Origin of the sequence: Zobellia alginiliquefaciens, from assembly GCF_029323795.1 — a bacterium.
In the GTDB taxonomy this organism is placed as follows: domain Bacteria; phylum Bacteroidota; class Bacteroidia; order Flavobacteriales; family Flavobacteriaceae; genus Zobellia; species Zobellia alginiliquefaciens.
The window spans coordinates 2,570,602-2,585,045 of record NZ_CP119758.1; the positions used below are offsets into that span (position 1 = coordinate 2,570,602).

General features: G+C 38.0%; 14 protein-coding genes. 3 read left to right on the forward strand and 11 right to left on the reverse strand.

The genetic code is table 11. From position 1 onward, the window contains the following. Positions 1–2 precede the first annotated feature (2 nt). Genes P0077_RS10810 through msrB form a run of 3 tightly spaced genes read right to left on the reverse strand, consistent with a single transcriptional unit; the run spans position 3 to position 1,262 of the window. Entirely contained in the window at positions 3–257 is a 255-nt protein-coding gene (locus P0077_RS10810) for a peptide methionine sulfoxide reductase (RefSeq protein ID WP_276165265.1), read from the reverse strand. Beyond that, positions 257–808 (reverse strand): peptide-methionine (S)-S-oxide reductase MsrA, encoded by a 552-nt coding sequence (gene msrA / locus P0077_RS10815; RefSeq protein WP_276165266.1) that lies wholly within the window; start codon positions 806–808, stop codon positions 257–259. The genes P0077_RS10810 and msrA overlap by 1 nt, the downstream gene beginning before the upstream one ends. Beyond that, a complete protein-coding gene (msrB, locus tag P0077_RS10820; protein ID WP_276165267.1) occupies positions 801–1,262 on the reverse strand; it encodes a peptide-methionine (R)-S-oxide reductase MsrB in 462 nt (153 codons plus the stop codon). Before msrB ends, msrA begins: the two co-directional genes overlap by 8 nt. Positions 1,263–1,381: 119 nt before the next feature. Here msrB and P0077_RS10825 point away from each other — a divergent pair, with 119 nt between their 5' ends. Beyond that, positions 1,382–2,200, forward strand: a complete 819-nt coding sequence (locus P0077_RS10825; protein ID WP_276165268.1) for a DNA/RNA non-specific endonuclease — start codon at positions 1,382–1,384, stop codon at positions 2,198–2,200. A gap of 15 nt (positions 2,201–2,215) precedes the next feature. Here the strand turns inward: P0077_RS10825 and rodA are convergent, their stop codons facing one another. The 8 genes from rodA to P0077_RS10865 all read right to left on the reverse strand — a co-directional run bounded on the left by rodA (position 2,216) and on the right by P0077_RS10865 (position 11,329). Beyond that, positions 2,216–3,499 (reverse strand): rod shape-determining protein RodA, encoded by a 1,284-nt coding sequence (gene rodA, locus P0077_RS10830; RefSeq protein WP_276165269.1) that lies wholly within the window; start codon positions 3,497–3,499, stop codon positions 2,216–2,218. Between the two features lie 3 nt (positions 3,500–3,502). Beyond that, positions 3,503–5,425 (reverse strand): peptidoglycan D,D-transpeptidase FtsI family protein, encoded by a 1,923-nt coding sequence (locus P0077_RS10835; RefSeq protein WP_276165271.1) that lies wholly within the window; start codon positions 5,423–5,425, stop codon positions 3,503–3,505. A gap of 46 nt (positions 5,426–5,471) precedes the next feature. After that, positions 5,472–5,981 (reverse strand): rod shape-determining protein MreD, encoded by a 510-nt coding sequence (locus P0077_RS10840; protein ID WP_276165272.1) that lies wholly within the window; start codon positions 5,979–5,981, stop codon positions 5,472–5,474. Further along, positions 5,971–6,795, reverse strand: a complete 825-nt coding sequence (gene mreC, locus P0077_RS10845) for a rod shape-determining protein MreC (RefSeq protein WP_276165273.1) — start codon at positions 6,793–6,795, stop codon at positions 5,971–5,973. Before mreC ends, P0077_RS10840 begins: the two co-directional genes overlap by 11 nt. A gap of 89 nt (positions 6,796–6,884) precedes the next feature. After that, positions 6,885–7,913, reverse strand: coding sequence for a rod shape-determining protein (locus P0077_RS10850; protein ID WP_013992538.1), 1,029 nt, complete (start codon positions 7,911–7,913; stop codon positions 6,885–6,887). Between the two features lie 67 nt (positions 7,914–7,980). After that, positions 7,981–9,510, reverse strand: coding sequence for a bifunctional phosphoribosylaminoimidazolecarboxamide formyltransferase/IMP cyclohydrolase (gene purH / locus P0077_RS10855; protein ID WP_276165274.1), 1,530 nt, complete (start codon positions 9,508–9,510; stop codon positions 7,981–7,983). A 175-nt stretch (positions 9,511–9,685) separates the two neighbouring features. Beyond that, positions 9,686–10,144 carry a GAF domain-containing protein gene (locus tag P0077_RS10860; protein WP_276165275.1) on the reverse strand — a complete coding sequence of 153 codons (459 nt, stop codon included), beginning with the start codon at positions 10,142–10,144 and terminating at the stop codon, positions 9,686–9,688. A gap of 87 nt (positions 10,145–10,231) precedes the next feature. Then, positions 10,232–11,329: a hypothetical protein gene (locus P0077_RS10865; protein ID WP_276165276.1), complete on the reverse strand. Its 1,098-nt coding sequence runs from the start codon at positions 11,327–11,329 to the stop codon at positions 10,232–10,234. Positions 11,330–11,538: 209 nt separating this feature from the next. Between P0077_RS10865 and P0077_RS10870 the strand changes: the two genes are divergently transcribed. Further along, positions 11,539–11,952 carry an HYC_CC_PP family protein gene (locus P0077_RS10870; protein ID WP_276165277.1) on the forward strand — a complete coding sequence of 138 codons (414 nt, stop codon included), beginning with the start codon at positions 11,539–11,541 and terminating at the stop codon, positions 11,950–11,952. Positions 11,953–12,124: 172 nt separating this feature from the next. Beyond that, positions 12,125–14,434 (forward strand): TonB-dependent receptor, encoded by a 2,310-nt coding sequence (locus P0077_RS10875; RefSeq protein WP_276165278.1) that lies wholly within the window; start codon positions 12,125–12,127, stop codon positions 14,432–14,434. Positions 14,435–14,444 lie beyond the last annotated feature (10 nt).

The following is a 14,444-nucleotide window of genomic DNA, read 5'->3' on the forward strand; positions in this document are numbered from 1 at the left end:
AATCAGGCAAATTGAAATCCGTTTAGGAAATTCTCCACTTTTTTAAGGGGCATTTCACAAGGTTTTAGATTTTCTAATGTGGAGGTAACATAATAATTGAGGCTTATGAAATCATTTCCGCCCAGTTCCTCTGCGTAAACCTTGTGGCTATTGCCATTATTGAAATCTGATCGGGTCACCCCGTATCTTTTCTCATTGTAGACAACTTGGCAATAGCCCACCGGTAATTTTCTAATACGTTGTAATAACGTAGTCATTAAGCTGAAACACCTTTTATTTTATCGGCGTGCATTTTTCTAAGTTTAGCCAATTTTGGAGTTATTACAGCGCTACAGTACCCTTGTGTGGTATTGTTCCGGTAATAATCTTGATGATATTCCTCTGCCTCATGAAAAACAGGTAGAGGGCTTAATTCAGTAACGATTGGATCTTCAAAATAAGAAGCTAATTCTTTAATTACAGCTTCTGCAACTGTTTTTTGTTCGTCGTTATGGTAGTAGATTACGGAACGGTATTGTGTGCCCACATCACCGCCTTGGCGGTTAAGAGAACTTGGATCATGACTGGTCATAAACACTATTAGTAAATCTTGATAAGAAATTATAGCGGGGTCAAAAGTTACCTGTACTACTTCCGCATGACCGGTAAGGCCAGAGCATACCTCTCTGTACGTAGGTTTGCCAGGAGCTGTGCCACCGGTATAACCGGAAACCAATTTTTCAATTCCTTTTAGTTCTTGTAAAACGGCTTCTATACACCAAAAACATCCGCCGCCTAGGGTAGCTGTTTCTAAATTTTTATTATTCATTGGTAATGCTTTCTTTTTGTAGTTGCACTGATTCTGAATTGATACAGTAGCGAAGGCCACTTGGTTCTGGGCCATCAGGGAAAATATGTCCTAAATGGGCGTCGCAAGTATTGCACATAACCTCTACCCGAATCATACCAAAAGAAGAATCTTTCTCATATTTAATGGCATTTTCTTCTATGGGTTGTGTAAAACTTGGCCAACCTGTCCCTGATTCAAATTTAATGGTTGAATCAAATAAAGGTGTATCACAACAAACACAATTATATTTTCCTGCGTCATGGGCACTGCATAGAGCACCAGTATGCGCTTGCTCCGTACCTTTTTTTCGGGTAATTCTGAATTGTTCCGGGGAGAGAATCTCACGCCATTCGGCTTCGGTCTTCTCTACTCTTCTATCTGGTTCCGGATTTCCGTTTACACTAAAACTAATTACATCTTTCCACGTCAGCATAACTTTCCTTTCTATTTTGACTAATTGTTACATAAACTAGATAATACAAAATAAACACTTTGCACTATATGAAATGTGCTTATTTGTCGAAATTTTTAGCTTTTACTTACATTTGACAAATGAATAAGACCTCCAAAAATAAACTTATATATTCTGTATTAATGTTGGCCTGTATAGCTGGTTTTTGGCTATTTGAGAATTTCTATACACCTGATACCTATTCTCAACAAAAAGAGAACGGACCAACAACTTCCGTAGCGAGTAATTTAATACCAGGTTCCACTACGGGAGATATTGTTGAACACAGTCATTATATGCTGTCTTATAACGAACCTTTTGAGCAGGCGGAGTGGGTAGCTTATACGTTGAAAAAAGAACATTTGACCAATGATGACCGTAAACGACCTTATTTTATTGAAGATCCAAAGGTGCGAACAAAATCTGCCGACTGGCGAAATTATAAAGGGTCTGGTTATGATAGAGGGCATTTGTGTCCTGCGGGAGATAGGAGGTTTACCGAACAAGCATATAACGAGACTTTTTATACAAGTAATATAAGCCCACAAGACCGAGAATTTAATGCTGGTATTTGGAATGAATTAGAGATGCAAGTTCGTATTTGGGCCAAGCAGCACGGAGAACTTTTTGTGGTTACTGCGGGCGTATTAGAAGAAGGTTTGGATGAAATAGGGCAAGAAGATGTTGATGTGCCCCGATATTATTACAAAATAGTTGCACGCGGTAACAGCAATAATTTAAAGATTATAGCTTTTTTGATGGAAGGAAAGCAAAGTTCAGCCTCCCTAAAAGAATTTGCGGTATCCGTGGATGAGGTTGAAAAACGTACGGGCATCGACTTTTTTCAAAATCTCCCCAAACAACAACAAGATCAGTTGGAAGCCAAAGTTGAGACCGCTAGTTGGAAGTTTAAGTTTTAAAGGGAATCGTATCTTTTAAATACCTTCTTTTAAACGGTTTGCATCAAGCTTTAAGAAAACGAACAATAGAGCGGTGAAAAATAAGAGTCCGGATCCACCATAGCTAAAGAAGGGTAGGGGAATACCAATTGTGGGCAATACGCCAATAACCATTCCAATGTTTATAAAGTAGTGCACCAAGAGAATTGAAATTACACCATAGCCATACATACGCGCAAACCCGGTTTTTTGGCGTTCAGAGAGATAAACCAGACGTAATAGCAAAAAAGTAAAAAGTAAGACTACCGTTGCTGTACCTAAAAAGCCCCATTCTTCGCCCACTGTACTAAAGATGTAGTCTGTATGTTGTTCAGGTACAAAATCTCCTTTGGTTCGTGTGCCTTCTAAAAAGCCTTTTCCAAAGAAACCGCCAGATTCAATTGCTTTTTCGGATTGGTAGGTGTTGTAGCCAATGGTCTTTCGAATTTGCTCTAATTTTGCGGGGTCTTTCTCTAAACGCAACCAAAGACTGAAACGATCACGGTGGCGTTGTTCAAAAACATTGTTGAAAACAAAATCTACTGACAGAGAGAATAGAAGTGTGAGAACAACTGCTATTACGGTTGGAATTACCGGAACCTTAAATTTCTTCTTTTTTAATAGGAAGAACAGAATCAATATAAGTGCGATGCCAATTGTAATCCAAATGGTTCCGAACATTAATGTGGTCACAAAAATAAGTATGGCAAAAAAAGCAATCCCCAAATAATAGATAGGTAGTCCTTCTCTAAAAATAACAAAGCTTAATGAGAAAAAAACCAATGCACTACCAGGGTCAGGCTGAGGTATAATTAATATTGCCGGGATTAAAATGATAAGGAACGCGTACAACTGATCCTTATTCCGTTTAATATCTGTTTGTATATCACTAAGGTATTTGGCCAAGGCAAGGGCCGTAGCTACTTTAGCAAGCTCAGAGGGCTGTAAGTTAAAGAACCCTAAGTCATACCAAGAAGTTGCGCCAGCAATGGTTTTACCAAAAACGAACAAACCCAGTAGCAGAACCATAGATATGATGTAGAGTACACTGGAGAAACGCTCATAAAAGTTGGCTTCTAGGGCCAATAGAATTACAATAGATGCAAAGCTGGTAAGGATAAAGAAAAGCTGTTTACCATGAAGCGTCCCAAAGTCGAATATGGAAGAATCGCTTTCAGAAAAGGTACTGGAGTAAATGTTTACCCACCCAATTGTCAATAGGAGTACATAAAATAAAACAGAAAGCCAATCAATACGTTTGAGGACACTTTTACCGGCCATAAGCTATTGTTCTGATTGGGAGATTTTCTCTTGATACTTTATTGAGTGTTTGCTCCAATCGTATTCGTTTATTTTGAATTCTTTACCGCTGTAAGGCTTAGCGTATTCACTTTCCAGAGTTCTTTCTAGCATTCTTTTTTCAAGGTCCTTTCGGGTAATTTCGCCTTTTAAATATTTCTCTATCATCAATGATGCGATATGGCCTGCATATCTAGAACCATAATATCCGTTTTGAATGTAAACGGCAATGGCAATCTTAGGATTATCAACGGGAGCAAAAGCAACGAAGACCGAGTTGTCCGTCAACTGTGTTTTAACACTATCAATTTTAATAAAATTTTCTACAGTACCCGTTTTTCCGGCAATTTCTATTCCAGGTATTTGTATGTGTTTTGCCGTTCCATGGTGGTATACATCTGCCATTCCTTGAACAACGGGTTCAAAATGCCTTTTGTCTATTGTGGTATGTTTGGGCTCAACAAAATCAGGAATGCTTATTTCTTTTCCATCAATCTTTTTGAGAACGTGCGGAGTAAAGAAAAAGCCTCTATTGGCAATTGCGGCCGTCATATTAGCTAATTGTATGGGAGTGACGTTTACTTCTCCCTGTCCAATAGCATTGGAGTATGTTGTGGTGGCCGACCATCTTTTGTCTCCTTCTCCATACCATTTGTTATATAGTGCGGTACTAGGTACACTACCAGGTCTTCCTGTATAAAGGTCAGAACCTAAGTACGAGCCTAATCCAAAACTTCTAACGTGTTTTTCCCAAGCATCCATAGCTGCACTGTTAGATGGGAATTGCTCAAATAATTTTTTATACGCACCTACAAAATAGGCATTACAAGATTTGTATATCCCGTTATTCAGTGTTCTAACACCGCCCCCGCAGTGGCATCCTTTTCTATGTCTTCCTATGAAAAAACCATGGTGACAGGTAAATGTTGTTGAGGGTGTAATAGCACCTTCCTGTAATGCAATTAATGCATTAATGGCTTTGAAAGGAGATCCCGGACTTTTTTCAAAAGATATAGATCTGTCAAATGTTGGTTTTGAAATGGAATCGTAATGTAGTTTGCTGTAATTGGCAGACCTTTTTCTTCCCACTAAAAGAGACGGGTCGTAGGTAGGACCCGAAATCATAGATAATATTTCACCGGAAGAAGGTTCAATGGCTACAATTCCTCCCCATTTACCGTGCATTAGTTTTTCGCCATATTCCTGAAGATGTTTGTCAATGGTAATATTGATTTCAAAACCTTGCTCTGGTAAAGTGTCTAAGGTTCCATTTTTATAAGGTCCAATATCTCTATTGAAACGGTCTTTTTGGATGTACTGAACGCCTTTTCGTCCTCTTAAAATATCTTCATATACCTTTTCTACACCTGTGCGGCCAGTAAGTTCACCTTGAACATAATAAGGGTTCTTGGCTAAGTCTCTTTCATTTACCTCGCTAATATACCCTAGTACATTGGCAGCGCTATTGGTATCATAATACCGAAGCGAACGTTTCTGGATATAAAACCCGCTATAATGGCGCATTTTTTCCTGAAGCTTTGCATAATCCTCTTTAGAAAGTTGAGGTACAAAAACCGAAGGAAGCCGAGGGGAGTATATGGTTGCTTTTCGTAATTCTTTTTTAAACTTTTCTTTATCGATTTTAAGTAATCCGCAAAGTTCTAATGTGTCTAGTGCACGAACTTCACGAGGAATGACCATAACATCATAAGCAGGGTCGTTACCTACTAAAAGTTCTCCGTTTCTGTCATAAATATAACCGCGTTCAGGATAATCATAAACCCTTTTAATAGCAGGGTCTTCTAAAACCTGATCAGGGGAAAAGCTGAATATCTGCAGATAGGAAAGTCTGCCGAGAAACGTAATACCAATGATTACGATGATGGAGGATAATAACAGCTTTTTCATCTTAGATGAAATTTTTAATTAAAGAAGTTTATAATTTTTCGCTTGTTTACTCTTTGCGAACACTAAAAAGTGAACCGAATAGTAAGCAAAGAATAAGAGTTGCGGTGCCCGTAGCCAATACTTTCTTCAAAATTAATAGGAAATTAGCCAAACTAAAAATTTCCAGGGTAAAGAAAACAAAGTGATGTACTATAATTAATAACGCCAAATATGTAATTTGTTGTACCCTAGTGGTGTTACTTAATTTAAAACTTTGAAATTCAAAGTTAACGCCAAATACAAATCGCATTATGGCAGGTCTCATATAGGCAATTGTAATTGTAGATGCCGCATGTATGGCCATTGTATCGGAGAAAAAATCTATAGCTACCCCAAGCAAAAATCCTAACCCAATAAAGGCTGCCCTATTTTCTTTAATGGGGTACCAGTATAAAAACAGAATATAAACCATGGGGTTGATGAACCCAAAAAAGTTTAGTTTATTGAATACCAGTACTTGTACCAGAACCAGCAGTATAAAACGAATAACATTTAAGAAGTAATAGTTACTGACCATTTGTCTCCGTTTGTTTTTCTAGTTCCAAAATCTCTTCGCGATCATTATTCTTTATGATGTACACGTTTTTGATATTCGTCATATCATTAAATAAAGCTACATCTATATTGTAAAAACTTTTTGAAGTATTAAGGTCAAACTTTCTAATTGTACCAATAGGAATGTTTTCGGGAAAAATGCTGCTCATGCCACCGGTAACAATAGTATCTCCAATAGTAAGTGGTACCAATCTTGGGATGTCTACCAATTGCACTACATTGTACTTTTTCATATCCCATACCAAAGATCCAAAGTGGTCTGTGTTTTTGATTTTGGCGTTTATATTGGATTTATCGTTCAAAATGGATTGCACCGTGGCAAAGTTATTTGAAGTGTTTTCTACAATACCTAGAATACCTTTGCTGGTTATAACGCCCATATCCGGGTGTACGCTGTCTTTTTCACCCTTGTTTATAGTGATGTAATTACGGGGGTCTGCAAAGCTGTTTTTGATAACCTTTCCTATTGAAACGGTATAGGTTAGTTGAACGGAATCTAATGCGGTACTGTCTATTTGTTCTGGTTTGTTGAACAATAGTTTACGCAAGTATTCATTTTCTTGCATAAGTTTTTCGTTCTCTTTATCAAGGCCAAAGTAGGTGGAAATATCGTTGGAAGTATCCAAAATATTTCCCGTTAACCAATTGGACGAATTAAAGAAACGCGATTGGTGATACGAGTGCGATTGAATCGTAAATCCCAAAGAAACAATCATCAAAAAGACATAAAGAAGGAAATTCTTATATCGTATGATAAAGTTGATGATCTGCTGCATTCACTATTAGATTTGGTGAAACCTGTGAAGCAATTCCGAATGGAAATAAAAATTAAAACCTTTTGAAATCGCCCCGAAATCTGTAGGTTTTATTTGATAAGGATACTCTTGTAGCGCTCTAAGTTTTTAAGTGCTATACCTGTACCCCTTACTACGGCACGTAGTGGGTCTTCTGCAATGTAAACAGGTAAATCCGTCTTTTGTGATAGCCTTCTGTCCAATCCTCGCAACATAGAACCACCACCTGCTAAATAAATACCGGTATTGTAAATATCAGCTGCCAGTTCCGGTGGAGTTTGTGAAAGGGTCTCCATTACCGCATCTTCTACACGAAGAATGGACTTGTCCAGTGCCTTGGCAATTTCACGATACGAAATCTGAACTTGTTTTGGCTTACCAGTTAATAGATCACGACCTTGCACCGATTTTTCATCTGGCGGTGTCTGTAAATCTTCGGTTGCCGAACCTATTTCAATTTTTATATTCTCTGCGGTTGCTTCTCCAACATAAAGGTTGTGTTGCGTACGCATGTAATAAATAATGTCATTGGTGAAAACATCACCTGCAATCTTTACAGATTTGTCACAAACAATACCACCTAAAGCTATGACCGCAATTTCTGTAGTACCACCTCCTATATCTACGATCATGTTACCTTTTGGCTGCATGATGTCAAGACCAATACCTATGGCTGCTGCCATTGGCTCATGAATTAGGTAAACTTCTTTACCGTTTACACGTTCTGCAGATTCTTTAACCGCGCGCATTTCTACCTCGGTAATTCCCGAGGGAATGCAGATAACCATACGTAATGCTGGTGGAAACCATTTCTTTTTTAAAGCAGGGATGTTTTTAATGAACATATTGATCATCTTTTCAGATGCATCAAAATCTGCAATAACCCCATCTTTTAGAGGACGGATGGTCTTAATGTTTTCGTGGGTTTTACCCTGCATCATGTTGGCCTCTTTACCAACGGCAATAATCTTGCCTGAAATACGGTCTCTGGCAACTATAGACGGGCTGTCTACAACTACCTTGTCCATATGAATGATAAGGGTGTTCGCCGTACCTAAATCGATGGCGATTTCCTCTGTCAAGAAATCAAAAAATCCCATTTTTAATCTTGTTTGGTTATGTTACTAGCTTGATAAGGGGTGTGTTTCATCGGTAAAAGTAATGAAATTAATGCTTGAAATGACGAGTGCCCGTCATTACCATAGAGACATTGTTTTCATTACAATAATCGATACTCAATTGGTCTTTTATAGACCCGCCCGGCTGTATAACGCTAGAAATGCCACTTTTATTGGCTATCTCTACACAATCTGGAAAAGGAAAGAACGCATCACTCGCCATTACGGCTCCTTCAAGGTCAAAATTAAATGATTTTGCCTTGTGAATCGCTTGGTTTAAAGCGTCTACACGTGAGGTCTGTCCGGTACCGCTAGCACATAATTGTTTATTTTTAGCAAGAACAATAGTATTTGATTTTGTGTGCTTACATAGCTTGGAAGCAAAAATTAAATCTTCTAAATCTTGCTCTGATGGTTTGCTGTTTGTTGCATATTGTAAATCTTCCAAAGCATCCGTTCTGTTGTCCTTATCTTGAACTAAATAACCGTTAAGACAAGTTCTTATTGAAGTTTCCGCTAGGGATACCTCATTTTGTATAAGAATGATCCTGTTCTTCTTACCTTTCAAAATATCAAGGGCCTCGGCAGAATAGCTAGGAGCTATTACAACTTCACAAAATAAATTGTGAATTTCTTCTGCAGTAGGTTTGTCAATTTCTACGTTACTGATTAATATACCACCAAAAGCGGAAACAGGATCTCCTGCCAAAGCGTCTACATAAGCTTGGTGAATGGTTTCACGTTGCGCTAGGCCACAAGCATTGTTGTGCTTTAAAATTGCAAAAGTAGGTGCATCGTTTTTAAATTCGTTCATGAGGTTAACGGCTGCATCAACATCTAGAAGATTGTTATATGAAAGCTCCTTGCCATGTAATTTTTCAAACATAGCATCAAAATCGCCAAAAAAGAATCCTTTTTGGTGCGGGTTTTCACCATAGCGTAATACCTGTCCGTTACCTTCACTTATTTTAAGTGCAGGCTCTTGTTGTTCTTTGTTGAAGTAGTTGAAAATAGCGGTGTCATAGTGAGATGAAACGTTAAATGCTTTTGATGCAAAACGTTTGCGGTCTTCCAGGCTAGTGCTACCATTTCCTTCTGAGATAACATTTAAAAAGTCTGAATAATCTTCCATTGAAGAAACACACAGCACATCTTTAAAATTCTTTGCCGCTGCACGAATAAGTGAAATGCCACCTATGTCAATTTTTTCTATAATATCTTGTTCCGGTGCTCCGCTGGCAACAGTTTTTTCAAAAGGATATAAATCTACGATTACGATATCTAATTGAGGAATTTCAAATTCTTCCAACTGAGCAACATCGCTTTCGTTGTCTTGTCTGTTTAAGATTCCACCAAAAACTTTAGGGTGCAATGTTTTAACTCTTCCTCCTAAAATGGAAGGGTAACTGGTAACATCTTCCACCGGCACAACATCTACACCAAGGTCTTTAATGAATTTCTCGGTACCTCCCGTAGAATAGATGGTTATGCCGAGTTCTTGAAATTTTTTGATGATAGGTTCCAATCCATCTTTATGGAATACGGAAATCAGTGCAGAAGAAGCTTTTTTGATACTCATTTTGATAAGATGTAGTTACTAAGTTAAAAAGACACGCAAAAGTACTTTTTTTGAAAGAAAAAATAGCCGAGGTTATCAACAAAACTACTAAAGTTTTAAACCGTTTTGTGTCAAATAACACGGGGCGGCATCGATAAACGACATTAGAAAATCGGAAAATTCTAATTAAGCTGAATTATAACACGTAAATTTTGGCCACTTCAGTGTTTACGAACTCTAAAAAACGTTCGTCTTCTTCAGTAAACGGGTCTGGAGTGTTCGAGTCGATGTCAATCTGACCTATATTTTTTCCATTAATGAACAAAGGCACCACTATTTCGGCTTTTACGGTAATGCTGCAAGCTATATAGTTGTCCTGAGCCTGTACGTCTGGTACTACAAAATTTTGATTGGACACGGCTACCTGTCCACAAATTCCTTTTCCGAATGGTATGATGGTGTGGTCCGTAGGTGCGCCAGCGTAAGGGCCTAATTTTAGTTCTTCCTTGTTGCCGTTTTTAAAATAGAATCCCACCCAGTCGTAATGTGGCACAGTCTCTTTTAATAATTCGCAAAGCTTTTGAAGACGTTCATCTACGGCTACTTCTGTGGAATGAAGTATGGCTTTGGTTTGAGTGCTTAATTCGTTGAACATGCTAATTTTTTGTGCAAAAATAAGCTTTTGAAAACAAAAAAGGGATGCCGAATTAACGACATCCCTTTTTAATATTTTGAAAATGTGTTACGGCTGTATTTTTACATCAAATACAATATAATCGTCGTTATTAAAACCAGGATTGATTTCAGTAATTTTTATAAGTCCTTTTTTTCCGTAGTTATCTACGATTTCAAGAATATCCCCGACAGCCAATACGCCTGATGTTTGAAAATCGGACTTTACAACAAAATCTAGTTCGCTAGATAATGTAATACCGTCAAACGTGGTGCTGTTAGTCGTAGAGAGTGAAAAATAAGCTTTGTTAAGCGTTTCGGTGTCGGCGTTTTCTTCATTATCTTCAGCTTGTAGGCCTTTTACAGGATAGCCAAAAGAGTCGTCGTAGGTAGCTGCCGAAGCAAAAAAGGCAGAGTTGTTTACGTAGTAATATCCAAAATCCCAAAATGCTCTATATTCTGCTTGTGCTAATGTGTTTTCTGGGTCATATACTAGGTACTCTTTATCATTTAAAAGGGAATAAAAAGTTTCGCTTGTGCCATTTACGTCAGGAGCAAATAATTTTACGTCTGTAAAAGAGCGAACCTCGGCTGCTGGGTTGGTTCCGTTACCAACTGTAACAGTAATAGTACCTACACCTAAAGCCATTCTTTTGGTAGGGTCTCTAAAATCTCCTTTTCCTGTAGTAGTCCAGAATTGGTAAACAATCTCACCGTTGTCAATATCCGGAACAGGAAGGTCAAAAGTGAAATCAATAGCTTTCTGAGTGTCTCCATCTAAATCAACGGAACCATCACCTTTAAGAGCCTTCGTTAAATCTTTGCCTTCAATGTTGAAGTTGTTAAATGGCATTTCGCCGCTGCCAGAAATATTCTGAGTAATGTAAAGTCTCTTTTGGTTTGTTGGAGAGGTGTAGATAATACGCCCCGGTACGCTAGTGCCAACTTCACCAGATGCTTCTGCAAACAAAACATCGTTTGAGTCATCTTCAGCATTGATTATTAGTGTGGCTACTGTTTCGGTGTCCGTATCATCGGTGTCGTCCTGGTCGGTGTCAATGGGTGTGTCAAAAACAGAACCTTCGTCACTACTACAGCTAGATACCATAAAGGCTAGAGCAAATACTGCGAATCCTGATTTTACTACTGATCTAATATTTTTCTTCATTGCTAAAATTTTAAGTTCAAAATGGTTAGTGAATCGGATGTACTGTAAGTTTAATCCGTTATGCGTTAACTCTAAAACGTGCCAAATAGTATATATTGTTCAAAACAATAATTTTATGATTTATATTTTAATGAAGATGAAACTTTAAACTTTAGTTAAAGGCAGGGGTTAAAACCTTGAGTAATCGTTTATTTCGTAATTTTGTGTTAATGAAAGAAAAGCTACATCGTTTTTTTGCTTGCCTAATGACCGTGGCACTTTTGTTTTCTACTACCTCCTTTAAAGTAGAAAAGCACTATTGTATGGGGCATTTAGTAGATGTTGCATTTTTCTCCGATGCCCAGGATTGTGGTATGGCAATGTCTTTGGATGAAAAAATAGATACTACCGTAGGTAAAATGTCTTGCTGTAATAGCGAGGTGATCGCTATGGAAGGGCAGAATGATGTTAAACCTTCTTTTAATGACTTTGACCTGCATCAACAGATGGTTTTGGTCGCATTTGTTTATTCTTTTAAAGGTCTCTTTGAGCCTGTAGAAGCTAAAGACGTACCACAGGTACATTACAATCCTCCTAAAATTATAAAGAATATCCAGTTGCTGGATGCTGTCTTTTTAATCTGATTTTCTTCAATTTTTACGGTTTACCATTACGCAGGTTCTGATTGATAAAATCGTGCCGGTTTAACTGGTAATGTGGCTCTATTCATAACTATCACTTCTCTTTTCCATTGATTTTTAATGAATGGCTGGGCGCAAACAAATGAATTGAAACTAGAAAATCATAATTAAATTGATGAAAAAAATAATAATAGCATTTGCTTTTACCATACTTCCGTGGCTTGCTTTTTCTCAGGAAAAAGTAGAAGGAACGGTTGTGGAAGCAGGAGGTGCCAATGCATTGGGGCTTGCTGGTGCCAATGTGTATTGGATGGATTCCCAAATAGGGGTTGTAACCAATATTGACGGAAAATTTTCTATTCCTTATAAAAAAGAATACAATAAGCTAATAATTAGCTACGTAGGGTATGAGTCTGATACTTTAACGGTAAATACTCCTAAGGTTGTTAAGCATGGGCTTAAACCCTCTAATGAATTAGATGAAGTTGTGGTTCAACAAGAGCGGGACAATATTCAAAAAACCTATTTCAGTCCACAGAATACGGTCACCGTTAATAGTGCGGAGTTGTTAAAAGCAGCCTGCTGCAACTTGGCTGAGAGCTTTGAGACCAATCCTGCTATTGATGTAAATCTTTCGGATGGGCTAACAGGTACGAAACAAATACAAATGTTAGGTTTGACCAGTCCGTATTTGATGATTACGCAAGAGAATATTCCTATGGTTAGGGGTGCTTCGCAGGCATACGGGCTTACATTTACACCGGGTACTTGGATTGAGAGTATTCAGATTACAAAGGGTGCGGGTAGTGTGGTGAATGGTTATGAAAGTATTTCTGGTCAGATAAATACCGAATTGGTAAAACCGTTGACGGATAGTTCCGTTTTTATAAATGGATATGGGAATCAAAACGGAAGGTATGAGTTGAATACGCATTTCAATAAAAAACTATCCGAAAAGTGGAGTACGGGACTTTATATACACGGAAATAAAAGAACTCAAAAAGAGGATGATAACGGAGACGGATTCTTAGATGCCCCTTTGGCTGATCAGATTAATGTAATGAATCGTTGGCAGTACCAAGATGCAGAAAAAGGTTGGGTAAGCTTCTTTAATGTGAGGTTTTTGAATGATGAAAAGCAAGTGGGGCAAGTCGGTTTTAACCCCGATACTGACAGAGTAGATAATAATCGGAGAATGTTTAGTCAAGCCGAAGCCCTTGCGTCTGGTGAAGCCGAACTGCCTATACTGAGCGAAGCCGAAGTATGGGGCAGTGAAATCAATACACGTCGTTTTGATACTTCTTTGAAATTGGGTTACGTTTTTCCTGAGTTGCCATTTCAAAGCTTTGGTTTTCAAACAGCCTATAGTTTGCATAAGCAGGACTCTTATTTTGGTTATAGAACGTATGATATTGATCATGAAAGCATTTATACCAATTTGCTTTTTAATTCTATAATTGGCGATACGCGTAACAAATTCAAAACAGGGTTGACGTTCGCCTATGATGGCTACGACGAAATGGTGACTGCAACCGATTATTCCCGGGAGGATCGTTCCGTAGGTGCTTTTTTTGAATATAGCTATGAGAATTTAGAAAAGGTAAGTCTTACTGCCGGTCTTAGAGTAGATAATCATAATAGGTTAGGTACATTCGTTACACCTAGATTTCATATCCGGTATACACCATGGGAAAAAGGAAGTCTGCGTGGTTCTTTTGGAAGAGGAAAAAGAGCAGCTAACATCTTTGCGGAGAATCAACAGTTATTTGCTTCTGGCCGTGAAATTAAGATCTTGAATTCCGGTGGAGATGTGTATGGTTTGGATCCCGAAGATGCATGGAATTATGGGGTTAGCTTTTTGCAAGGTTTTAATTTTTTAAATCGAAAAGGTGATTTTACGGTAGATTATTACATTACTGATTTTAAAAATCAAGTAGTTGTGGATTGGGAAAATTCGCAAGAGGTTTTATTCTATAATTTAGAGGGGAGTAGTACGGCTAAGAGTTTTCAGGTAGAGGTGAATTATGAGCTTTTACCGCGCTTGAATATACGTACAGCTTATAAAAATTATGATATAACAACGGATTATCAAAGTGGAAGTCTGCAAAAGCCTTTACAGGCACAGCACCTATTTTTTGCTAATTTAGAGTATCAGACCAAAGCAAAAGATAATGGCTCTCAATGGAAATTTGATTACACTTTGCATAGGGTTGGGGAAAAGAGATTGCCGGATACAAGTTCAAACCCAATAGCATATCAATTAGCAGCTACGTCATCCCCCTACGACCAAATGAATGCCCAGATAACAAAAGTGTTCTCCAATACGTTTGAGGTATATGTAGGAGGGGAGAACTTATCCAATGTACAACAAGATAATCCAGTTTTAGGGGCAGATGACCCTTTTGGTCCTAACTTTGATACTACTATAATATATGCGCCAATAATGGGGCGTATGTTTTATGGAGGCTTTAGAATTAAAATTTAATGATAATAAC